Below are 22,992 nucleotides of genomic sequence, written 5' to 3'. Positions count from 1 at the left end.
GCGTCTCCCTCCACAATCGTTAGGAAGGGCCCCTTCCTATACACCAGGCGTTACGAAGGTGCCCTCCCTTACTCGGCCTTCGCGAGTCGGAGGGCGAGCTCCGGGCAGACCTTGACGGCCTTCAGCGCGCCCTCCCGCAGCCAGGTCGGCACCGGGGTGGGCGGGAAGGCGGGGTAACCGTTGCCGTCGAGCCGGATGAAGTCGGGCACCACGTGCGCGCAGAGCCCGTGCCCGTCGCAGCGCGACCAGTCCAGGGTGAGCTTCTGCGGGTTTCCGTCGGGCGCGCCCGGCAGCCCCATCACGCCCTTGACCCGCCGGCCGCAGCCGTCGCCGGTGCTGTGCAGCCGCAGGTCGTCGGCGAAGACCTCGATCGCGGAGAGGGCGAACCGGGCGGTGCCGTCGGGGTGGCTGCACGCGCCGCGCCCCTTCACCTCGCCGGCGGCGGCCCGCACCACGTCCGCCGGTTGGCTGCCGGCGACCGCCAGGTCCACCGCGCGGGCCAGGTCCGGCAGACCCATCTTGCACGGTCCGCACTGGCCGGCGGACTCACCGGCCAGGTAGCGCACCACCTGGGCGGCCTCACCGAGCGGGCAGGTGTCGACGCCGAGCGGGACGATGATGCCCGCGCCGAGGGTGCCACCCACCGCGGCGAGGCCCTTGCGGGACACCTCCGCCTTCTCCGCCGCCTCCGGGGTGATCCACTTGCCGTGGTAGCCACCCATGAGGATGCCCTGGACGTCCGGTACCTCGCACAGGTCGAGGACGTCGCGCAGGGGCATGCCGGCGGTGCACTCCACCACGGCCGGCCGGCCGGCCGCGCCGGTCACGGTGAGCAGCAGGGTGCCCGGCTCGTCGTCGGTGCCGAGCGCCGCGTACTCGTACGGGCCGAGCCGGGCGGCGACGGCGAGCTGGGCGTACGTCTCGGCGTTGGACAGCAGGGTGGGCAGGCCGCCGACGCCGGAGTCGCTGGAGCGCTTCTTGGTGCCGGGCGGGATGTGCGGCAACCCGTTGATGCCGTTGACCAGCGCACCGCCCTCGCCGGAGATGAACCGGTGCGGCACGGTGACGATGGTGGTGGGCACCGGCATCCGGCGTTCCGCCAGTGCCTCCATGAGCGAGTCCTGGCCCACCCCGTCGTCGGCCACGCCGATCACGATCTCCTCGGCGTCCAACGCGTACGCGGCCAGCGCCGCGCCGTCGAGGATCAGGTGCGGGGCGCGGGTCAGCAGCACCTTGTCCTTCCAGCTGGCGGGCTCCCCTTCGGTCGCGTTGACCACCACCACCGCGGCGAGGTCCTGCCGCTCGCAGGACTCCAGCACCGCGCGCAGCTTGCGGGCGAACGGGAAACCCGCTCCGCCCTTGCCCTTGAGCTGCATGCCCTCGGTGAGCCGGAGCAGCTGGGCCGGCTCCATCGGGCCGATGGGCCCGTGCACCTCGTCGTGCGCGGCCAGGTCCAGCCGGCCGAACTCGGCGAACCCGGCGGTGAGCCGGGGCTCACCGACACAGGCCACCGGAGGCACGGTCGTGCGCATCACTTCGCCTCACCTCGCAGCCCGGCCCAGTACGCCCCGTCCACGGCGTCGGCGCTGGCCCGGCGACGCTTGGCGGACCGGCTCTCGCCGGCGGCCCGCCGCGCCCGGCGAGACGCCAGGTCGACCAGAGTGGGCGTGTCGTCGACGGGCGGCGCGACCTCCTCCGGCAGGTACCGGGCCGGCGGGCGCCAGTAGTCCGGCTCCTCCGGCAGGTCGTCGTCGACGCTGTGCCGGCCGCTGCCGCTGCGCGGCGCCGCGGAGATCGGCCCAGCGGAGATCGGCTCGGCGGAGACCGGGCCGGCAGAGATCGGCTCGGCGGCCTGCCACCGGCGTGGGCTGTCCCACGGCTCCTCGGGCTCCTCGACCGTCCGTCGGGGTGGGACCGAGTACCGGCTGCCGTCGTCCTCGGAACGGGACCGGCGGCTGGACCGCTCGGCGACCGGCTCCTCGACCGGCGCGCTGCCCCGCCGCCGCCCGGTCGGGGCCGCCTCGTCCCGGTCGCGGGTGCGCTCGCCGCGCCGACGGGTCGCCGGCTCCAGCTCGTCGCGCCGACCGCGCGCGGCCCGTTCGGTGTCCCGGCGGGCGGCTGGCTCCTCGTCCCGCCGGCGTCGGGTGGGCCGGACGGCCTCGGTGAGCGAGCCCGGCTCGGGCACCACCGGCACGGTGAACCGGTCGGGGTCGCGGGGGCGGGCGGTGGCCGGCGCGGCCCACGTGGCGGTGGTGGTCTCCGCCCAGGCGGGACGCTTCTCCGCGCCGGTGTCGCGGCGACGGCTCAGCCCGGCCAGCAGCGATCGGCCGCGGCCCTCCTCGCCGGCCCGGCCGGCCATCGCCGCGTTCCGCACCGCGGCCTGGTGCTGCTCGCGGCTGCGCCGGCCGATGGTGACCGAGAGCCGGACCAGCAGCGCCAGCACGACCAGCAGGATGCAGCCGAGATAGCTGAACACCACCCAGGACTTCGCGACCCGGCCGGCGTTGAGGCCGTGGAACAGGGCGAACGGCCAGGCGACGTACGCCATGGAGTGCAGCGTGCGCCACAGCCACTTCGGACCGACGCCGGCGAAGCGGGCGCGGATGATGCCGGTCCAGATCACGCTCACCATCAGCAGGGCGGCCACCGTGCCGAGCCCGACGTAGAGCCCTCCGCCGCCGACGAACGGCACCAGCGCGTCGGTCGCCGCCGCCCGACCGGTCGCGATCTTGGTGAGTACGTGGAAGAGCAGCCCGGCGACGCCGAGTACGCCGGTGGCCCGGTGCGCCGACTGCAACAGCACCCGGTGCGAGATGCGCAGCACGAGGCGGTCGGTGGCGAGCAGGCCGAGCATCACGGTGAGGCTCAGTGACACCAGGGCGATCACGCCGGCGAAGAACTCGGTGAAGAAGAAGCCGTACGCGTACGCCTTCTGACCCGCGCCGGTCAGCATGGTCGCCGCCCAGAGTGCGGCGAGCACCGACGCGATCAGCATCGTGGCCGCCGACCGAGACCGGGTTCGCACCCCCCGACTGCTGGCGCTGGTCCGGACGGTGGGCGCCTTCTGGTTCTGCTTTGCCCGGGCCATCTGCTCCTCGATCGTCTCGCGGCGGCGTACCACCGGCCGACCCCTGCTCCCCCATCCAGTACGGACCGAAGGGGCTCTCGGATCACCCCGGGATGGAAATTTCTGCGCGGGATCGAACCGATCGCCGCCGGGACGCGTGTAGCGGCACCCGCAGGAGCGTGGGTTCGCCGCACCGCCGGGCCGGAGAGGACAGTGATGGATGTCCATGCATTGACAGTCGCTGCAACACGCTTGTAACCTTTCGGAAAATTTCAGTCCTGGTTGCAAGATTCCGGCAACCGGCCTGTCCCCCGCCGCACCACACCCCACCCCCGCCCCCGTCAGGAGTCCCGATGCACCGACGTCGACGCGGCTCAGCGATCCTCGCCCTCGGCCTGGTTGCCAGCCTGCTCGTCCCCACCACCGTGACGGCTCCCCCGGCCGTCGCCGCCCCGTCCGGCGGCAAGAAGGTCATCGTCCAGCTCTTCGAGTGGAACTGGCCATCGGTGGCCAGCGAGTGCCAGAGCACGCTCGGGCCGAAGGGCTACGGCTACGTGCAGGTCTCGCCCCCGCAGGAACACGTGCGAGGCAACCAGTGGTGGCTGGCGTACCAGCCGGTCAGCTACCGGATCGAGTCCCGCAAGGGCACCCGGGCCCAGTTCCGGTCCATGGTGAACACCTGCCACGCGGCCGGGGTCAGGGTGATCGTCGACGCGGTCATCAACCACATGTCCGGGCAGGACGCCGGCGGCACCGGCTGGGCCGGCTCGTCGTACGCGCACTACGACTACCCGGGCATCTACCAGACCCAGGACTTCCACCACTGCGGCCGCAACGGCGGCGACGACATCGCCAACTACAACGACCGGTACGAGGTGCAGAACTGCGAGCTGGTCAACCTCTCGGACCTGAAGACCGAGTCGGACTACGTCCGCACGAAGATCGCCGCGTACCTCAACGACCTGCTCTCCCTCGGCGTGGACGGGTTCCGGCTGGACGCCAGCAAGCACATGCCGGCGGCCGACATCGCCGCCATCAAGGGCAAGCTCTCCCGCTCCGCGTACATCGTGCAGGAGGTCATCCACGGCGCCGGTGAGCCGATCCAGCCGACCGAGTACACCGGCAACGGTGACGTGCACGAGTTCCGCTACGGCAAGGACCTGGCCCGGGTGTTCCGCTCGGAGCGGTTGGCGTACCTGCGCAACTTCGGCGAGGGCTGGGGACACCTGCCCACCGGGCCGTCCTCGGTGTTCGTGGACAACCACGACACCCAGCGCGACGCCGGCGGGGTGCTCACGTACCGGGACCGTGGGATCTACGCCCTCGCGAACGCCTTCATGCTGGCCTGGCCGTACGGCTCGCCGACCGTCATGTCCAGCTACACCTTCAACAACCGGGACGCCGGCCCGCCCTCGGACGGCGCCAACAAGACGTTGAACACCACCTGCTACTCGGGTTGGGAGTGCGAGCACCGCTGGCCGGTGATCGCCAACATGGTCGGCTTCCGCAACGCCACCGAGGGTGCCGGCGTGGCCAACTGGTACGACAACGGCAACAACCACATCGCGTTCAGCCGCAACGGCAAGGGTTTCATCACGGTCAACGACGAGGACTCCGCGGTGAACGGGCGCTCGTACTACACGGGGCTGCCCGCCGGCCGATACTGCGACGTCATCCACGGCACGTACGCGGGCGGCACGTGCAGCGGCCCGGTGATCACGGTGGACGGTAACGGTTGGTTCGCCGCCAACGTGCCCGCGCACGACGCCGTGGCCATCCACGTCGGCGCGCGCGTCTGACCACCGTCAGGAAGGGGCCCTTGTTATCGCTTTTTGCATAGGAAGGGCCCCCTCCTAACAGGTCCGATACAGTGGTTTCGTGCCGTTTGACCGAATGACCCCGTCCCGCCGCCGGGGCGCCTGGGTGGCCGCCGCCGTCGCCGTGGCCGCGCTGCTGATCGCCGCGCTGCTGGTCGGCCAGGCCCTCACCCCGCGCTCGGCGACCACCGACCGCTCGCATGCGGCGGCGCCCGACCCGACGCCGAGCAGTGCCGAGCAGACACCCGAGGAATCGGTGCCGCCGGCCGCGCCCGCCCCGGACGGACTACCCGTGGTCGACTACGACCCCGCACCCAAGGGGTTCCCCGCCGATCCGGCCACCATGGACACCACGCCCCTGACCGAGGGTGTGCACCCGACCCGGCGGATCGCCGCATACGACGCGCCCGGCGGACGTCCGCTGGCCTTCCTCGAACCGACGCTCGCGGGTGTCGAGCTGACCGTGCCGATCGCCGAACAACGGGTCGGCTGGACGGCCGTCCTGCTCCCGTCGGCCAACCGGCGGCTCGCCTGGCTGCCGCGCGGCGGATTCGAAACCGTGGCGCTGCGCGACCAGATCGTGGTGGAGCGCAAGGTGCACCGGCTCACCTGGTACCGGGCCGGCAAGGCGGTGCGCTCCTGGCAGACCAGCCTCGGCCAGCCAGGGCAGGAGACCCCGCTCGGGCGGACCTTCATCCTGGGCCGCACCCCGCCGCCGCAGGACGTCTACGGCGGGGTGGACATCTACGCCCTCGGCTCGGTGCCCGACGACCCGGAGTCGGTGCCGACCGGGCTGCGCGGCGCGCACATCGGGCTGCACAGCTGGTACCACGACGGCGAGCTGGGCGAGAACACCACCAACGGCTGCATCCGGGTGACCCGCAGCGGCCAGCGGGAACTGCTCGCCGAGGTCCGCCCCGGCAGCAGCCTGGTGGTCGTCGACCAGCTTCCCACCCCGCCGCCGACGGCCTGAGCGACGCCGCTCACTCGCCGAGCAGCCAGCCGTTCTGCTCGGCGATGCGGACCGCCTCGGCCCGGTTGCGGGCGCCGGTCTTGCCGATCGCCGCCGAGAAGTGGTTGCGTACCGTCCCCTCGGACAGGTGCAGCTCTCCGCCAGGTGAACCGCCAGTGGCGGCTCGCCGGCCGGGGCTGCCCCGTCGAGAGATCCATCGGGTCCACGCTAACGGTCGGAACGATCAGACCCGAGCGGTGTCCCGGCGGAACAGCCGGGCCGCGCCGACACCGAAGACCAGGGCCCAGCAGGCAATGTTGGCCACCGCGGCCATGCTCACCCCTTCGCCGGTGAGCGGGGCGCGGGACAGCTCGCCCATGCCGTACACCGGGGTGAACCGGGCGACGTGCTGGAGCACCTCCGGCAGCACCTCGAGCGGGACGAAGAGCCCGCCGAACATGGCCAGCACGGCCAGGATCGGGCCGATGAACTGCATGACGTTCTCGGCCGGCACCAGATAGCCCATGAAGAGGCCGAACGCGGCGAAGACCAGCGAGCCGAGCCAGGCGGCGAGCCCGGCGAGCAGCCAGACGTACGCCGGGATGCGGACGCCGGCGGCCGCGCCCACCAGGAACTCGACGACGACCGCGAGCAGGCCGAGGGTCATCGCGGTGATCAGCTTGGTGGCCACGTACGCGGGCGGGCGTAGCGGGGTGAGCCGCAGCTGCCGGCTCCAGCCCAGCGCCCGCTCGGTGGCCACCGCGCCGCCGGCGCTGGTGGTCGCCACCATGGCCGCGTAGACGGCCAGGCTGATCATGACGTACGCCGTCACCGGGCGGCCGTACGCCACCACCTCGCCCGGCCGCACCCGCAGGCTCAGCCCGTCGACCGCGGTGACGGCTCCGAAGGTCTTGGTGAGGCCGTTGAGTTCGACGGCCGGGTGCGTACTGGTCATGTCAGTCATGCTCCGGCGGCGCGGGGGCCGTTGCCCGGAGCGGTCGTCACGTTCCGGCCGTGACATTTGTCAGGGCCGTCCCGGCGATACGGAGCGTGACGTCCGCACGAGCGGGGCACCGCGACGAGCGTTATGACTCAGAGGCATAACTATGCCTCTGAGTCATAACGCTCACCGGAACATCCACTACCGGGCCGCGACCCGCCGGCTCCCAGCTGGGGCACGCCACCGCTCCGCTACGCGAGACCGCTGAGCAGCCCCCGTCCTTACCGGGGAGGAATTCCGCGCACGGCAGCGGGTAACCGCCGGGCCGGACGCCGCGACAGGGGGAACGCGATGGGTGCCACGCCGCAGGGTCAGGTCGACACGGTCGTGCTGGTCCACGGGCTCTGGATGACCTCGCGCAGCTGGGAGGGATGGGCGCGGCGGTACACCGCCCGGGGTCTGCGGGTGCTCACGCCCGCCTGGCCCGGGATGGACCGGGAGGTCGAGCGTCTGCGGGACGACCCCGCCCCGATCGCCGGGCAGCGCATCGCCGGCATCGTCAAGCACTACGACGGCCTGATCCGGGCGCTGCCCAGTCCGCCGATCATCATGGGGCACTCGTTCGGCGGCCTGATCGCCCAACTGCTGCTCGATCGGGGCCTCGGCGCGGCGGTGGTGGGCGTGCACCCCGCGCCGGTGAAGGGGGTGCTCAAGCTACCGCTGACCACGTTGCGCTCCGCCTTCTCGATCCTGCGCAGCCCCGCCAACCGGCACCGGGCTGTCCCGTTCACCCCGGACGACTTCCACTACGCCTTCGGCAACACGATGAGCCGGGAAGACTCCGACCGAGCCTGGCAGCGCTACGCCGTTCCAGGCGCCGGTCGGGTGCTCTTCGAGGGCTCGTTCGCCAACCTCGACCCGCGCTCACCCGCCCGCGTCGACACCGGACGCGACAATCGCGCGCCGCTGCTGCTGATAGCTGGCGGAGTCGACCACGTGGTGCCGCCGACGCTTGTCAAATCGAACGCCGCGCTCTACCAGAAATCCCGGGCGCTCACCGCGTACCAGGAGTTTCCCGGCCGGTCGCACTTCACCGTCGGGCAGGAGGGCTGGGAGGAGATCGCCGACTACGCGCTGGACTGGGCGCTGCGCGCGGCGGCACTGCCCCGGGAGGCGACCATCGCCAGCGAGAGCCCGCGCCGCTGAGCTTCCACAGCACCGGCGAGCTGTCGGGCGCATGGGTGGGCCGAGCGGGGGTAACGGGCAGGGATGAGGGCGAGCTTCCGGCTTGGCCGGATCGCGGGCGTACCGGTCGGCGTCAATTGGAGTGTTCTGGTCATCTTCGCGCTGATCGCCTGGGGGCTGGCGGCCAACCAGTTCCCCCGGTCGTACCCCGACCGCTCACCTGTGGCGTACACCCTGGCCGGGCTGGCCGCGGCGGTGGTCTTCTTCGTCGGCCTGCTGGCACACGAGGTGTCCCACGCGATCGTCGCCAAACGCAACGGGCTGGAGGTCGGGGGCATCACGCTCTGGCTGTTCGGCGGGGTGGCCGAGCTGAGAGGCGAGCCCCGCGACCCGGGCGCGGAGCTGCGGATCTCCGGGATCGGCCCGCTGGTCAGCCTGCTGCTCGGGGCCTTCTTCGGCGTCATCGCCGCGCTGCTCGCGCTGGCCGGGCAGGGTGGCCTGCTGCTCGGGGTGATGGCCTGGCTGGCCGGCATCAACGTGCTGCTGGCCATCTTCAACGTCCTGCCGGCCGCACCCCTGGACGGCGGGCGGCTGCTGCGCGCGGCCGTGTGGAAGGCCACCGGCGACCGTACCCGGGCTTCGGTGGTCGCCGCCCGGGCCGGCTGGGTGCTCGGCGCGCTGCTGATCGGTCTCGGGCTGTGGCAGTTCCTGTCCGGGGTGGGATTCGGCGGGCTCTGGCTGGCGCTGATCGGCTGGTTCCTGATCGGGGCCGCCGGGATGGAGGAGCGGCAGGCCCGCACCGGCAGCGCGCTGCGCGGGATCCGGGTCGGCGAGGTGATGACCCCGCAGCCGCAGACCGCCTCGGCGGAGATGACGGTCGCCGACTTCGTCGACCACTACCTGTTCGCGTACCGGCATTCGGCGCTGCCGCTCACCGAGGACGGCCGGCCGACCGGCCTGGTCACCCTGGACCGGGTACGGGGCGTACCGGCCGACCGGCGGGCGTCGACCACGCTGGCCGAGGTGGCCTGCCGGGCCGACCAACTGGTCCTCGCCCAACCCGGCGAGGAACTCAACGACCTGCTCCCCCGGCTCAGTGAGTGCGCCGACGGCCGGGCCCTGGTGGTGACCGAAGGCCGGCTGGTCGGCATCGTCTCCCCCAGCGACATCAGCCGAGCCGTCCAACGCGGCAGCCTCCGCACCAACCAACCCACCACCGCCGCACCCCGCTGATCAGCGGGGGAAGTGGGTGTCCAGCTCGTTGGTGCGGAACTTGCCGGTTGGGTCGAGGCGGCCCAACAGCGCGGCGAAGTCCGCGTACCGGGGATAGCGGGCGGCGAGCGCGACCGGATCGGTGGTGAAGACCTTGCCCCAGTGCGGACGCGGCGCGAACGGCGTCAGCCGTTCCTCCACCGCCGCCAGAACGGGGGCCACCGCCACCGGGTCGCCGATCCAGGTGAAGTGCACGGCGAGGCTGTCCCGGTGATGGTTCGGGCTGAGCCACAGCTCGTCGGCCGCCACCGTACGCAGCTCGCAGACCTGGAGCACCGGGGCGATCAGGTGCGCCACGTCGTCCAGGGCGGCGAGGGCCTCGGCCGCCACCGCGCGTGGCAGGTGGTATTCGGACTGGAGCTCGTCGCCGCTGCTCGGGGTGAAGCCGAGCTTGAAGTGCGGCAGCCGCTCGTGCCACGGGCCCGGCACACCGAGCTGCTCGGTGCAGTTCTCCGCCGGCATCCCGAGCACCGGGTGGCGCGGCCCGTCGGCGGCCGTGGTGCCGAGCCAGTCCGCCGGGGGTGGCGGCTGGTCCGCCCGCTGCTTGCGCCACACCTCACGCAGTCGCGGCGCGCGCCAGTCGGTGAACAGACTCACGCTGTACGCCGAGCCGAGCGCCTCGTCCAGCGCCTCCCGGGGCAGGTCGAGCCGCACGTACTGGCGCAGCTCGAAGGTCGGCACCACGTCCAGGGTGACCCGGGTGACCAGGCCGAGCGCGCCGAGCCCCACCACCATGCCGGCGAACGTGTCCCCGTCGGTGTCGCGGTCGACGTGCAGCAGGTCCCCGTCGGCGGTGACCAGCTCCAGGGCGGCGACGGAGGTGGCCAGGTTGCCGTGGGTCTGACCGGAGCCGTGGGTGGCGGTCGCCACCGCCCCGGCCACCGAGATGTGCGGCAGCGAGGCGAGGTTGGCCAGCGCGTACCCCTGGGCGTGCAGCCGCCGGGCGACGTCGCCGTAGCGCAGCGCGCCGGTGACGGTGACCCGCGCGCGGTCGGCGTCCACGTCGATCGCCGGAGGCAGCCCGGCCAGGGTGACCAGGTCGCCGGCGGTGTCGCCGAACCGGTTGAAGGAGTGCCCGGTGCCCACCGCCCGGATCCGGGCGCTGCCGGCGACCAGCCGGCGCAGCTCGTCGGTCGTGGTGGGCCGGTGGAACGCCTGCGCGGCGTAGCGCACGTTGCCGGCCCAGTTGCGGCGCGGCACGTCGGCCGTGGCGGTCGACGGGCCGCCGTATCCCAGTGCGATCACGGTGCGGTCTCCCGATCGGTGGATGAGTGGTCGGCCAACGCGGCGAGGAGAGCGTCCAGCACCGTGTCGGCCTGGAGCCGGCTGTAACCGCGCTGGGCGATCGGCAGGCCGACGGTGCGGGATCGTTCGATCTCCGCCCGGGCCGCCTGCCGGGTCTGCGCGTCCCCGGACACCAGGGCGTCCTGGCCGCGCCGGATCAACTGGTCGACCTGGTCCATCCGGTAGCCGCGCAGGCTCGCGGGGAGGTCCGGCTCGGTGAAGGCGGCGCGGCGCAGCGCGGGCAGGTCAACGAACCGCTCGCCGGCGTAGCGGGTGAGCGCGGCGGACACCTGCTCCGGCTGCTCCCGGACCTGGTCGAGGACGAGCAGTTCGATGGCGGGCCGGCCGTCGACGGGATGGCGGGCGGTCACCCGCGGCCCGAGCGGCACACCCGGCACAGGCACCAGCAGCAGCCGCGGTGGCACCGGACGGCCGTCCCGCCGGGGTGGCTCGTCGAGGACCAGCGTGTCGACCTCGGCCCAGCGGATCGACCGGCGCAGGCCCGGTCGTCGAATGGTCAGTCCGTCCGCGCCGATCGCGAACCGGAAGGGCCGCAACGCGCTGACCAGCGTCACGACGCCCAGCGCGACGGCTCCCACCGCGATGATCGTCCGTAGCAGGGCGTCGTCGCGGGGCAGGGCCAGCAACACCACCCCACCGAGTACGCAGACCAGGGCGAGCACCAGGGCCCCCCGACTCCGGCGCAGTTCCACGCTCGGACCCCCGTTCATGACCGTGGCGTCGGTCCCAGCATCGTCCGACACACCGGGAGCCACGGACACCGGACGATCGGGCACGGTTGTTCTCGCCATCGTCGGGGAACCCTACGCCCATGAGCAGCTACCGTGATCCGGCCCCGCGGGGCGATGTGTTCCCCTCTGAGGAGGAGCTGGACCCGACCGGCAGTAGGGTCGAGCAGGCCAGCGCCCCGCCGGGCGCCCGGTTGCCGAGCCATCCGGCGCCCACGCCCGGGCCCCGCCCGACACCCGCGCCCGCGCCGGCACCGACGCCGGTGCCGGCTCCCGGGCCGCCGCCGCGCGCACCCGGCGCCGAGCCGCAGTCGATCGTGACCCGGCATCTGGACGGTTCGGTGGAGGTGGCCACCGATCTCGACGGCGACGGCGTCGCCGACATCGTCCAGATCGACCTGGACGGCGACGGGGTAGCGGACGTCACCTATGTGGACAGCGACCGGGACGGCCGGCTGGACACTGTGCTGCGCGACCCGGGCATGGTCGGAACGGGCGGCGGGGCGCGCCGAGGCGCGTGACCGGCCGGCGGGCTCAGAGCTTCGCCATCACCTCGCTGGCGACCAGCTCGAGGTGCTCCAGGTCGCTGAGGTCCAGCACCTGGAGGTAGATCCGCTGACTGCCGACATCCGCGTACCGGCCGATGGTGTCGAGGACCTCGGCGGGCGTGCCGGCCACGCCGTTGGCCCGCAGCTCGTCCGGGTCGCGGCCGATGCCGGCGGCCCTGCGGGCCACCTCGGCGTCGTCCCGGCCGCAGCAGAGCACCAGGGCGTTGGACCAGGTCAGCTCGGCCGGGTCGCGACCGATCTCGGTGCACGCCGCACGGACCCGGTCGAACTGCGCCGCCGTGTCGGCCGTCGAGGCGAACGGCAGGTTGAACTCGTCGGCGTAGCGGGCGGCCAGCCGAGGGGTGCGCTTCGGACCCATTCCGCCGAGCAGGATCGGCGGGCGGGGCTGCTGCACCGGCTTGGGCATGGCGGGCGAGTCACTGATCGGGTAGTAACGGCCGGCGTGATCGAACCGCTCCCCGGGCGGCGTGGCCCAGAGCCCGGTGATGACCTCGAGCTGCTCCTCCAGCCGGTCGAACCGCTCGCTCAGGGCCGGGAACGGGATGCCGTACGCGGTGTGCTCATCGGCGTACCAGCCGGTGCCGATGCCCAGCTCCACCCGGCCGCCGCTCATCTGGTCGACCTGCGCCACGGTGATCGCCAGCGGGCCGGGCAGCCGGAAGGTGGCAGCCGTCATCAGGGTACCGAGCCGGATCCGGCTGGTGTCCCGGGCCAGGCCGGCAAGGGTGGTCCACGCGTCGGTGGGGCCGGGCTCACCGGTCACCGCGCCCATCATGAGGTAGTGGTCGGACCGGAAGAAGGCACCGTAGCCGGCGTCCTCGGCGCAGCGGGCCACGGCGAGCAACTGGTCGTAGCTGGCGCCCTGCTGGGGTTCGGTGAAGATCCGCAATTCCATGCTCCGAGCATAGGAAGCCGGCCCCGGTGCCGCTCTGGTACGGCCGGTGCGCCTCATATGCTCTCGAAGCACCTGCGGGTGCTCCGTGAGGCCGGCTTCGTCTCCTGCCGCATCGCCGCCCGGCAGCGGATCTACCGCCTCGACCCGGGCCCCTGCGGCACACCGTCGCCGACCCGGGCATGCTGGCGATGGTCGCCGCCGGCTGGCACCTCTGCCTCGACGTGGCCGACCGGCTGCTCGACGGCGACCCGATCGGCCCGATCCGGGGCGCCGAGGCCCTCGACTTCGGCTGGCCCGAGCTGCGCGACACGTACGCCGCCCGGCTCGGCGAGGGCTGACCCGCGGCGGCGGTGCGGCCCGCCACCGAGCCGGTACCGAACTCCGGCCCGGTCAGACGTACGGGCGGGTGGCGTACGCGGCCCGGAGCGCGGCCAACCCGGCCGCCTTCGGCGACAGGGTGCCCCACCCGGAGTTGAAGTAGTTGGTCCGGACGATCCGTGGCCCGCGCTCGGCGTTGAGCTTGGCCACGGCCGCCGGGACGGTGGCGATCCAGGCCGGTTGGTTCGGGATCTCGGCCGACCGCACTCCCCACTCCGCGATGATCACGGGCCGGGACAGTGCGACCGGGCCGAGGTCCGCCACCCCCCAGTCCTTCGTGCGGCGGAACCGGGCCAGCGCGGTGTCGTTGGCGTTGGTGGCGTAGGTGTTCCACTGGAGGAAGTCCAGCCGGGACATCAGCGCCTCCGGGTGGGTGCGCTGGAAGCAGGCGCGGTCGAAGCCACCGAGCCCGATCGAGAAGGTGGTGCCGGCGGGCAGCGTCCGCGCCTTGAACCAGGTGAGGATGTAGTTCATCGCCTGCACGGCCCGCGCGTCCGACTCGGCCCAGGTGTACGCCCTGCTGCCCTCGGTCGTGCCGAACTCGTGGTCCGTGTCCAACTCCGAGGCGAGCTGGATGTTCACCCCGAAACCGAGCGTGCGGTACTGCGCCAGGGCGCGGTGGAACAACCCGTCGCACTGGCCGTTGAGCACCTGGCCGTACCCGTACGCTTTCGGCCAGGTGGTGCCGGGGCGCTGCTGGATGGTCATCGACGGCCCCGGCACGGTGTAGCTGGTGCCGTCCACGGTGAAGCTCTGCGGCCCGGCGTTCGGGGCGCCGTAGTGCTTCAGTTCCAGGACCATGTTCATCTGCACCCCGGCCCTGCCCAGGTTGATCAGCCAGGGCCGGTTGTAGCCGGGAAAGGTGTAGCCGTCGGCGAAGCTGCGGTACTGGGTGAGCGAGCGGAAGTTACCGCCGGCCATGTCCGCGGTCGGGTCGGCGCCGCCGGAAAGGTAGTAGCCGCCGAGCACCGGCTGGCTCAGGGCGTAGTTGGCGGTGGCGGTGGCGGTGTGTCCGGCGGCGTCGCGGACCTGGACGGTGACCCGGGGCATCACGCCACCGCCCGGTACACGGCGACCGAGCCGTTGTCGGAGACCCTGGTCCAGGTACGTCCGGAGTCGTCGTTGACGGTCAGGGTGAGCGGGTCGATGACCGCGGTGACCTTGACGGGAGCGCTGCTGTTGCCCTGCGCGTCGGTGACCACGATGGTGACGGTCAGCGGTTTCGTGTCGGTGTCGGAGTAGGTGACGGTCAGCAGCATCTGGTCGCCCGGTGAGTAGTCGGGTGCGCTCAGGGCTGCGATCGCGGTGGGAGCGGCCATGTTGGGGCCCTCTCTCTGCTTCGGTCGCCAGGCCGGCACGCGGATGAGCGGTGCCGGACCGGGCGTGGTCCACGGTGCGAAAGGTCGGCGGGGCACGGGTACGGCGGCGCGTTTGGCGCGCGGCGCCGCCAGGCTGCCGGACGTGTGGACGACCTTGTCCCGGATGGGCGGTGGCACCGCTGCGGCGCCCGGAGCGGTGTGGGCGGCAGCCACGGGCCGGGCCGTACGCGTGGTCGGGCCGGCGGCTGTGCCGTGTCCGCCGCGGCGGCGAGGCCGGGCTGGGTGAGGGCGGCGCCGGTGCGGACGATGCTGTCCCACCGGGCCGGAGGAATGGGATGTGGCCCGCCATCCGTCAGCCTCTCCACCTGCCCCAACAGTGCTCTACCAGGGGCTTTACCGTCTTGTCCGGTATGCGACAGCGCCCGGGACCCACCTACCGATGGAGCATCTGGCGTCGGGGCCTGTGGCGGTACCGCCTGACCACCGCTGGCGTCGGCTTGGCGACCCTGAGCGTGGCGACCGTCGTGCACAACCCACCGCTGGCGCTCAGCGTCGCGGCGGCCACCGCCGGCGCGCTGGTCTCCGCGTTGGAGATCCGCGGCAACCGCCGACGGGCCCGGCAGTTCCGCTTCCACCCGCGCGAGGGCGACGACTACCGGGACATCACCGAGCAGGCCACCGGCCCCAAGCGGGTGCTGGAGAACGCCCACAGCACGGGCATCGTCCGCATCGCCGAGAGTGCGCGGCTGCGCGATCTACGGATCCGGTGCGAGGTGACACCGACGAGCTACCTACTCGGTCGGGACCTCCGACGCTGGTCGTTCGACTTCCTGGCCCGGCACGCCCGCACCGCGGCCATGCACAACGCCGCGGTGCTAGGCCTCGCCACCGACCTGCCCACCGGCACCGATGACCGGGTGGTCACACTACGGCCCGCACAGTACTTCGACTTCTTCTGCAGCAACCTGCTCGCCTCCTACGACGTCTATGAGGCCGGCCGGGACACCCTGGCGCTGCGAGGGCGTGACCTCATCCTCGACCATCGCGGCCGGTTGCGGGGGTTCGCCGACAGCGGGCTCGCCAACGTCGTGGGGGTCTCCACCCTGGCATTCACCATCGACGGGCGGCTGCTGCTCGTCGCGCAGACCCGGGACAACATGGGCATCGGCGGCGCATTGCGGGAGCTGCGCGAGGAGTGTCACCTCGAACCACACGAGATCGCCGAGAGCGCCGTCCTCGGTTACGGCCGGTGGATGAGCCGCGGCGGCACACCTGAGTTCTGCACGGTGACACTGCTCAAGATCACCGCCGAGCAGGTGCTGCGCCGGACCGTCCGATGGGCCGAACGACCGTACGTCGGTGAGGTGCTGGCGGTCCACGTGCCACCCACCATCGAGTGGAACCCGGAGGCACCACTGACGCTGATGCCGGCCGAGAACCGGCACAGCGCCTCCTGGCCGCCAGCCTTCAGCCTCTCCTGCCTCACCGACTGCATGACCGACGAGACGTGGCCGCAGCGCGCCGCCATCGCAGCGGTCGTCGACCAGTGACGAGCCACGCCGAGGCCGGGCCGCCCGGTGACCCGCCGGCGCCTCGGCGGGTGTCCTGTCGGTCATGCCGCCGCGCGACTCGGAACATCCCGCTGGTGCTCGCCGGTCCGTTCGGTCCCGGCGGACCCCGCCACGGCCGCCCGTTCCGGGCGGTCGCTGTTGTGAGCGTTATACCTCTGAGGCATAACTATGCCCCTGAGGTATAACGCTCGCTGACGGCCCATGCCGAGCGTCGCCTCAGTGCCTCTTGTGGATCTTGTGGATCTTGACCAGCTTCACGCGAACTCGGCGTCGGTGTGCGCACCCCGCTGGTGTTGCCGGGTCAGCGCACGGATGTCCTGCCGCTTATCGACGGCTGGCCTGCCGGGGGCGTGTGGGTCCGGCGGACTCCGGCGGATGGGGTCGTCGGCCGGGCACCGGTGGCAGGAGGCTGCGCTGTCGGCTGGTGACCGGCGCCTGCCCTCGATGCTGCGGCAGCCGTGCGGGGCCACGGGCCGGATCGCCCGTGACCCCGCGCGGGGAACTACCTAGAGACGCGCCGCGCCGGCAGCGACAGCCTCCTGCGTGGCGGAGGTACGGCGGGCCTCCGCCCGCTGCTCTCCGGCACCCTCCCGGTCCGCAACGGCCGCGGACCGGGCCGACCGGGCGGTGGTGGCACTCGCCTGGTCACCGGTCACGCCGCCGCGGATCCGGTTGTTCGCGGCCACCTGGGCGGCCGGGTTGTTGGACGTGACGGTCAACCGGCCGTCGATGATGTTGTCGTCGACGGTGGCACCGCCGGTGGTGTTCGTGATGCTGACGTCCCGGCCCCAGTAGCCCCCGGAGGCGCAACTGTCGAGGCTGCCGTTCGGGCCGAGCTGCACGGCACCCAGGTTGCCGGCGAAGGTGGCCAGGCCCCGGACCGCGCTGCCGCACACGACACTGCCGGTGGCGCTGTTCAGCACCGAGAGCGTGCCGTCGACGAACGAGTCGTGCACGTCGGTGTAGTACGTGCCGGTGGTGCTGAGGTTGCGCTCCACCTGGGTGCCGCTGTCGAGCCGGACCTCACCGGCGCCGGCGTTGACTGTCCCGACGATCGTGGACTGCTCGACGAACAGGAAGCTGTCGATGGTCGCGGCACCCTTCGGCCGCACCGTCACGTTGCCGGTCCGGGCGTCCCTCAGGAAGGCGCCGTAACCGCCGGCGGCCAGCACCACCTGACCGGCGATCGTCGTGTCGGTGGCGTCCAGGTAGCCGTCCGCGGCGACGCGTACCTCGCCGCTGACGTTGCCACCGGTGACCACCAGGTTGCCGCCGGCGGCGACGGTCACGTTCCCGGTGATCGTGGTGCCGGTGAGCGCGCAGGACTCACCGGCCGGCACGTACAGGTCGTTGGGCACCGTCACCGCACCGCCGGTGCCGATGCAGTGGGTGACCAGGTCGGCGTGCGCGCTGGGCGCCACCGCCAGCACCGAGGCGGTGATGACGGCGCTCACGGTGGCCAGCTTGGCGACGGTACGTCTGGGCATCGTTGTACTCCCTGTCGATGAGGTTCGGTGACTCATGCGCCGACGTCCGATCGGGCTGCGGCCCGGACGATGGCGCCCTGCTGCCGCAGGGTGAGGGTGCCGCCGGCCACCAGGGTGGCGGTGACCGCTTCGACGTGCCGGACGAAGACGGCGTGCCCGTCGTAGGCGGCGCCTTCGTCGATCAGGTCGTTGATGGTGCAGCCGTCGCCGGTGTCGACGTTGGCGACGCCGGTGTCGACGCCATCGATGATCACTCTGGCCCGGGTGTCCGACTCGGGGCAGGCGTCGGTGCCGTCCGCCACCACCGTGAAGGTCGCCGACCGCTCCGCGGAGGCGTTCCCGGCGGCGTCCGTCGCCCGGTAGCGCAGGGTGTGCGCCCCGATGGCGCGGACGGAGACGGGGGCGGCGTACGAGGTCCAGGCGCCGGTGTCGAGCGCGTACTCGATCGAAGCCACACCCGAGTCGTCGTCGGTGGCCGTGACGGTCACGGTCGCACCGCCCACGTACGCGCCGTCGTCGTTCTGGTCGCCGGTGACCGTGGCGGACACCGTGGGCGGGGCGGTGTCCTCGGCCTGCGGCTCGACGACGGTGAAGTGGGACATCTGCTCGGCCGACGTGTTCCCGGCGACGTCGGTCGCCCGGTAGTGCAGCATGTGCATGCCGACGCCGTCGACCACGATCGGTGCGGAGTACGCGGTGAAGGCGGCCCCGTCCAACGAGTACTCGATCGTGGCGACACCGGATCCCGCGTCGGTGGCGGCCAGCGTGGCGGTGGCCGTACCGATGTAGTTGCCGTCGCCGTCCCGGTCGCCGGCCAGGTCGGCCGTCACCACCGGTGGAGTGGTGTCCTCCTCGCTCGGCTCGACGATCCGGAACGACACCGAGCCGACCTCGCTCGTGTTGCCGACCTGGTCGGTGGCGCGGAACTGCACCGAGTGGTCGCCGATCGCGGTGACCGGCACGGGCTGCGTGTACGGCAGGAAGCTGGTGTCGTCGACCTGGTACTCGACGGTCTCCACACCCGATCCGGCGTCGGCGGCCGTGACGGTCACCGTGGCCGTACCGATGTAGTTGCCGTCCTGGTCGCGGTCGCCGGCCACCGTGGCGGAAACTGCCGGCGGCGTGGTGTCGTCGCCTCCGCCGCCGTCGGTGACCACCAGCTCGCCGACCATCTGGCTGTGGCCGGGAATGGAGCAGAAGTACCGGTACCTGCCCGGTGTCAGGGTCACCGTCGCCTGGTGCCGCCCGTTGTTCACGTCGAACGGGTTGGCCAGGATGTTCAGCGTGACGTCGTGGTTGTAGCCGTCGGTGGTGGTGTCGAAGGTCAGCGTGTGCGGCATCCCGGTGGTGTTGCCGGTGGCCGCGCTGTTCTCCCAGATGATCGTGGTCGCTCCGGCCACCGCCTGGGCGGGCGCGGACTTGTAGCGGGTGATGTCGTCGTCGGCGGTCCAGGTCAGCACCTGTTCCGCGACGCGCGGGGCGGCGGAGGCGGGCGCGCCGGCCAACGGGATCACCGTGAGCAGGAGCGCCGCCAGCGCGGCCGTCAGTCGTCGGATCATGGTTTCTCCTAGAGCTCGCGCACGCGGATGTTGCGGAACTCGATCAGATCGTTGTCGCCGTGGTTCTGGAGCCCGATGAAGCCGCTGAGGAACTGCCGCAGATCGGTCGGCGGGTCACCGGCGCGTGAGGACTGCTTGCCCGGCGTGTTGTCGAACTCGTTGATCACCACACCGTTGCGGATCATCGTGTAGTGCTGCCCGACCACGCGGATCTCGTAGTCGTTCCACTGGTCCTTCGGGGTGACGCCGGCCTGGGCGAGCGGCACCGGATCGAAGTTGTAGACCGAGCCGGTCTTCTGCGGTTCGCCGGTCTCACCGTCGTAGATCTGGATCTCGTGGCCGCAGTAGATCGCCACCCACGCGGGCGACGTCCGGGCGGACCCGACCGTGCCGCAGCTACCCGGTGGGCGTTGCTCCAGCGGGATCCGCGGGTCCGGGAACCGGGTGAAGACGCCGCTGTTGGCCCGGCCGGTGCCCGGCGCGATGTCGCGGAACTGCACCTTCAGGGAGAAGTCGGCGAGCTCCTTGGTGTGCCAGAGCATGCCCAGGCCACCGCTGGACCGCAGCGAGCCGTCCGGCTGGATGCCGAACGATCCGGACGGCGCCTGCTGCCAACCGAGCAGCGACTCGGCGGTGCCGTCGAAGAGCGGCTCGTAGCCGGTGTGTCCGTCCCGGCCGATCTCGGACGCGGCAGCCAGGCGGGTCAGCGTGCCGGCTTCACGTGCGGAGAGCAGGTCGTCGTCCTGAAGCGTGCCGATCACCGCGGTCACGTGCCGGACGAAGCTGTTGTGGTCGGCCCAGGTGCTCTCGTCGTCGATCAGGTCGTTGATGGTGCAACCCTGCCCGACCGTGCGGCTGGGCACCTTCGTGTCCGTGTCACCGAGCCACACGGTGGCCCGGTTGTCCGGCACCGCACAGCCCACCGTGACCGTGGTCTGCACCGTCGCCGTCTCCCCGTCGGCGTACGTGACGGTCAGCTTCGCGGTGTAGGTGCCGACCCGGGCGTAGGTGTGCCGGGGGTTCGCCTCGGTCGACGTAGCGCCGTCGCCGAACTCCCACCGGTAGCTGACGCCACCGGAGCGAGATCCGTTGAAGGCCATGGTCAGCGGCTTGTTCTGAACGGCGACCGAACTCGCGGCCGGCGCCGGGGTCGGCGCGCCACCCGTGTAGGTGATCCGGATCAGCTTCTGGTTGGGGTGCAGGCTGAAGAACCCGCCTCCGTAGTCCAGCAGGTAGAGCGCGCCGTCCGGGCCGAACTTGGCGTCCATCCAGCTCTGCAGCCGGGCGTCGCCGTTGCCGCCGGGGATGATGGCCCGCAGCGACTCGGCGAACACCGGCGGGGCCGCACGCGGTACGCCTGCCGGGTCGACGGTGACCGCGATCCGGTTGTTCGCGTTCGACTGGTCACCGATGAGCCACTTGCCGTCCCAGTGCGCCGGCCACGCCACGCCGCTGTTCGTGTCGACCAGATCGCGGTGGTAGGTCGGCCCGGACATGATGGCCTGGCCGCCGCCGCGGAGGTACGGCTGCGTGTAGGTGGCGTCGGCGGCGACGTAGGTCGGAAGCCCGCTGCCGTCCGCCCGCTCCGGGAACACCGGGCCGCCGCCGTCCGGCGAGTACCAGATCATGTTGTCCCGGGCCGGCGGAATGTCCACCAGGCCGGTGTTACGCGGCGACTCGTTCTTCAGGTTGTCGCAGTCGTACCAGCCGGTCAGCACCGTCGCGTCGGTGCTGCTGCGGTCCCGGTACGGCTGCCGGTTGCCCATGCAGTACGGCCAGCCGTGGTTGCCGGCCGAGGTGATGATGGTGGCCGTCTCGTACTTGGCCGGGCCCAGCGTCGGGCTGGGCGACGAGGCGTCAGGCCCCACCCAGCCGGCGGTCAGCCACTGGTGCTTCGGGTCGACCTGCAGGCGGGCGATGTTCCGCACGCCCATCACGTAGATCTCCGGTCGGGTCTTCTCGGTGCCCGGCGGGAAGAGGTTGCCCTCCGGGATGGTGTACGTGCCGTCGGCCTCCGGGTGAATCCGGATGATCTTGCCAGCGAGGTCGTTGGTGTTGCCCGACGTGCGGCGGGCGTCCTGGAACGAGATCCCCTGGTACTCCTGGGTCCAGTTGTTGCCGGAGTAGCCCTGCGATCCCTCGGAGGAGTTGTTGTCGCCGGACCCCACGTACAGGTTGCCCTTGGCGTCGAACGCCATCCCGCCGCCGGAGTGGCAGCAGCTGTGGATCTGCACCGGGAACTGCAGCAGGTCCTTGCGGGTGGCCTGGTCGATGGTCTGCGTCTCGCGGTCGTAGGTGAACCGGGAGACGGTCCGCTGCCCGACCCGCTGCACCCGGTCGATCGACTCGTGCGGCATCCAGTAGACGTAGAGCCAGCCGTTCTCGGCGAACTTCGGGTCCGGCACGATGCCGAGCAGGCCCTCCTCGTTCTTCACCAGCTCGGAGCCGCTACCCCGGTTGCCCATCACCTCCAGGGTGGTGAGCAGCTTGGCCTGCTTGGTGCGCGGGTCCCAGGAGTGGATGGTGCCGCAGCCCAGGCCGACGTTCGGGTTGTTCCAGTCCGCGACCGGGCCGCTCGGGCAGGCCGCCTTGCCGACGTAGAACACCGTGTTGTCCGGGGCGATGGTGAGCCCGTGCGGCTCGCCGATCTGGTCCAGCTGCCCGGTCTGATTGGCCGCGGTGAGCCGCTCCACCTTGTAGTTCGCGGCGATCGTCGCCTGGCAGTCACCGCGCTCCAGGCCGGTCGTCCACTTGAGCGCCCCGGTCAGGTGCGTGCGGAACGCCGCCTCGCCGTAGCTGCCCTCGGTGTGGCCCATGCCCGTGTAGAACGATCGGCCGCCGTCGTAGTCCCGGCACCAGGACACCGGGTGGAACGGGCCGTTGGCGCCCGGTCCCGGGTTGTAGTGCCGCTCCTCGACCTGGGCGACGGTGTGCACCGTGCCGATCGGGTTCGGGTCCCAGTTCTCCCAGCGGTCCGACCGGGTGAGCGTCATCGGCAGCGACGCCGTGGCCGGGTGGTTCCGGTCCAGGATGTTGACGACCGCCCGGTTCACCGCCGGCGGCTCCGGGGTGGTGGTGCTGCCGGTGAACAGGCGCAGGTCGGCGAGCTGGGTCAGCGGTTCGCCGCTGTTCGCGGTGATGTTCAGCCGGAAATGCTTGAACTCCTGCGGCGTGGCGATGTCGAACCGGCGGGTCTGGAACCGCTCCGGGAAGGTCTGGCCGGTGCGCTTGTCCAGATCGGACCAGCTCTGGCCGTCCGTGGAGCCCTGGAGGGTCCAGTCCTTCGGGTCCCGCCCGGAGGAGTCGTTGGCCGACGTCAGCGCATACCCGGTGATCCGCTTGGCCGCGCTCAGCTCGTACGCCACCCAGGCCGTCGGGGTGCGGACGAGCCACTTGGTGCCGGAGTCCCCGTCGGTCAGCTTCTCCTTGGTCTCGTTCGGCGCGTTCTCGCCGCTGGCGGTCACCCGGGCCACCGGCTCGGCCACCGGGATGGCGCCCGCCGGGCGGGTGCCGATCAGGCCGGTGAACCAGGTGGAGTCGACCTGCGCGCGGGCGGCGTCGGCGATGCCGACGAAACCGCCGCCGGCCTTCATGTAGCTCTGCAGCGCCGCTTCCTGGTCACGGTTGAGCGCGGCGCCCGTCGCGGAGAGAAAGACCACGCTGCGGTACGCGGACAGCCTGGCCGTGGTGAACACCGCCGGGTTCGTGGTGGCCGTGACCTCGATGTCGTGGTCCGCGCCGAGTTCCTTGATCGCCTCCGCGGCGCGGGCGACCGGATCCTGCTGCTCCGCCACCGGCCCGTGAAAGACGAGGACCGCTGTCTTGTTCTCCTGCGCCGCCTGTGGTGCGGGTGCCGCCTGCGGTGCGGCTGCTGCCGCGGTGCCCTGCATCAACGTCGCGATGACCGCTCCCGCGGCGAGGGCTCGTCGTAATTGTCTTGTCATCCCC

General features: G+C 71.9%; 18 protein-coding genes and 1 pseudogene. 7 read left to right on the top strand and 12 right to left on the bottom strand.

Annotation, left to right across the window (positions count from 1 at the left end):
- Window positions 1-68 precede the first annotated feature (68 nt).
- Window positions 69-1,535, bottom strand: coding sequence for an NADH-ubiquinone oxidoreductase-F iron-sulfur binding region domain-containing protein (locus KBX63_RS18230; protein ID WP_374102238.1), 1,467 nt, complete (start codon window positions 1,533-1,535; stop codon window positions 69-71).
- Entirely contained in the window at window positions 1,532-3,121 is a 1,590-nt protein-coding gene (locus tag KBX63_RS18225) for a hypothetical protein (RefSeq protein WP_307871751.1), read from the bottom strand. Before KBX63_RS18225 ends, KBX63_RS18230 begins: the two co-directional genes overlap by 4 nt.
- A gap of 299 nt (window positions 3,122-3,420) precedes the next feature.
- On the opposite strand from KBX63_RS18225, the gene KBX63_RS18220 reads away from it, so the two are divergent.
- Window positions 3,421-4,866: an alpha-amylase family protein gene (locus tag KBX63_RS18220; protein WP_210912411.1), complete on the top strand. Its 1,446-nt coding sequence runs from the start codon at window positions 3,421-3,423 to the stop codon at window positions 4,864-4,866.
- A gap of 79 nt (window positions 4,867-4,945) precedes the next feature.
- The gene (locus KBX63_RS18215; protein ID WP_210912410.1) at window positions 4,946-5,857 is read left to right on the top strand and encodes a L,D-transpeptidase family protein; all 912 of its coding nucleotides are present in this window, start codon (window positions 4,946-4,948) and stop codon (window positions 5,855-5,857) included.
- A 10-nt stretch (window positions 5,858-5,867) separates the two neighbouring features.
- Here KBX63_RS18215 and KBX63_RS18210 read toward each other — a convergent pair.
- A pseudogene (locus KBX63_RS18210) lies at window positions 5,868-5,990 on the bottom strand (response regulator transcription factor); the annotation flags it as partial.
- A 90-nt stretch (window positions 5,991-6,080) separates the two neighbouring features.
- Window positions 6,081-6,791 carry an ABC transporter permease gene (locus KBX63_RS18205; protein ID WP_247662582.1) on the bottom strand — a complete coding sequence of 237 codons (711 nt, stop codon included), beginning with the start codon at window positions 6,789-6,791 and terminating at the stop codon, window positions 6,081-6,083.
- A 336-nt stretch (window positions 6,792-7,127) separates the two neighbouring features.
- On the opposite strand from KBX63_RS18205, the gene KBX63_RS18195 reads away from it, so the two are divergent.
- Window positions 7,128-7,982 carry an alpha/beta hydrolase gene (locus KBX63_RS18195; protein ID WP_210912409.1) on the top strand — a complete coding sequence of 285 codons (855 nt, stop codon included), beginning with the start codon at window positions 7,128-7,130 and terminating at the stop codon, window positions 7,980-7,982.
- A gap of 63 nt (window positions 7,983-8,045) precedes the next feature.
- Window positions 8,046-9,194, top strand: coding sequence for a site-2 protease family protein (locus KBX63_RS18190; protein WP_210912408.1), 1,149 nt, complete (start codon window positions 8,046-8,048; stop codon window positions 9,192-9,194).
- On the opposite strand, the gene KBX63_RS18185 is transcribed toward KBX63_RS18190, so the two are convergent.
- Window positions 9,195-10,433 (bottom strand): FAD-binding protein, encoded by a 1,239-nt coding sequence (locus KBX63_RS18185; protein WP_210912443.1) that lies wholly within the window; start codon window positions 10,431-10,433, stop codon window positions 9,195-9,197. It abuts the gene before it with no gap.
- A 41-nt stretch (window positions 10,434-10,474) separates the two neighbouring features.
- Entirely contained in the window at window positions 10,475-11,230 is a 756-nt protein-coding gene (locus KBX63_RS18180) for a hypothetical protein (RefSeq protein ID WP_210912407.1), read from the bottom strand.
- Window positions 11,231-11,349: 119 nt separating this feature from the next.
- Between KBX63_RS18180 and KBX63_RS18175 the strand changes: the two genes are divergently transcribed.
- Entirely contained in the window at window positions 11,350-11,787 is a 438-nt protein-coding gene (locus KBX63_RS18175) for a hypothetical protein (protein ID WP_210912406.1), read from the top strand.
- A gap of 13 nt (window positions 11,788-11,800) precedes the next feature.
- On the opposite strand, the gene KBX63_RS18170 is transcribed toward KBX63_RS18175, so the two are convergent.
- Window positions 11,801-12,730, bottom strand: coding sequence for an LLM class F420-dependent oxidoreductase (locus KBX63_RS18170; RefSeq protein WP_210912405.1), 930 nt, complete (start codon window positions 12,728-12,730; stop codon window positions 11,801-11,803).
- Window positions 12,731-12,909: 179 nt separating this feature from the next.
- Here KBX63_RS18170 and KBX63_RS18165 point away from each other — a divergent pair, with 179 nt between their 5' ends.
- Window positions 12,910-13,068, top strand: a complete 159-nt coding sequence (locus KBX63_RS18165) for a hypothetical protein (RefSeq protein WP_247662581.1) — start codon at window positions 12,910-12,912, stop codon at window positions 13,066-13,068.
- A gap of 52 nt (window positions 13,069-13,120) precedes the next feature.
- Here KBX63_RS18165 and KBX63_RS18160 read toward each other — a convergent pair whose 3' ends face one another.
- Both KBX63_RS18160 and KBX63_RS18155 read right to left on the bottom strand, forming a co-directional pair.
- On the bottom strand, window positions 13,121-14,158 hold the full coding sequence (locus tag KBX63_RS18160) for a hypothetical protein (protein WP_210912404.1): 1,038 nt from the start codon (window positions 14,156-14,158) through the stop codon (window positions 13,121-13,123).
- Window positions 14,158-14,427, bottom strand: a complete 270-nt coding sequence (locus tag KBX63_RS18155; protein ID WP_210912403.1) for a hypothetical protein — start codon at window positions 14,425-14,427, stop codon at window positions 14,158-14,160. Before KBX63_RS18155 ends, KBX63_RS18160 begins: the two co-directional genes overlap by 1 nt.
- A 410-nt stretch (window positions 14,428-14,837) precedes the next feature.
- Here KBX63_RS18155 and KBX63_RS18150 point away from each other — a divergent pair, with 410 nt between their 5' ends.
- Window positions 14,838-15,977 (top strand): hypothetical protein, encoded by a 1,140-nt coding sequence (locus KBX63_RS18150; protein WP_210912402.1) that lies wholly within the window; start codon window positions 14,838-14,840, stop codon window positions 15,975-15,977.
- Between the two features lie 527 nt (window positions 15,978-16,504).
- Here KBX63_RS18150 and KBX63_RS18145 read toward each other — a convergent pair.
- Genes KBX63_RS18145 through KBX63_RS18135 form a run of 3 tightly spaced genes read right to left on the bottom strand, consistent with a single transcriptional unit; the run spans window position 16,505 to window position 22,934 of the window.
- Window positions 16,505-17,485: a hypothetical protein gene (locus KBX63_RS18145; RefSeq protein ID WP_210912401.1), complete on the bottom strand. Its 981-nt coding sequence runs from the start codon at window positions 17,483-17,485 to the stop codon at window positions 16,505-16,507.
- A 32-nt stretch (window positions 17,486-17,517) separates the two neighbouring features.
- Window positions 17,518-19,044, bottom strand: a complete 1,527-nt coding sequence (locus tag KBX63_RS18140) for an OmpL47-type beta-barrel domain-containing protein (protein ID WP_210912400.1) — start codon at window positions 19,042-19,044, stop codon at window positions 17,518-17,520.
- Between the two features lie 8 nt (window positions 19,045-19,052).
- Complete coding sequence (locus tag KBX63_RS18135) at window positions 19,053-22,934, bottom strand: ThuA domain-containing protein (RefSeq protein ID WP_247662580.1); 3,882 nt, start codon at window positions 22,932-22,934, stop codon at window positions 19,053-19,055.
- Between the last annotated feature and the right edge of the window lie 58 nt (window positions 22,935-22,992).

The organism is Micromonospora sp. U21, assembly GCF_018070045.1.
Lineage (GTDB): Bacteria > Actinomycetota > Actinomycetes > Mycobacteriales > Micromonosporaceae > Micromonospora.
Note: the sequence above shows the minus strand (reverse complement) of the source record. Positions and strands in the feature narration are given on the sequence as shown.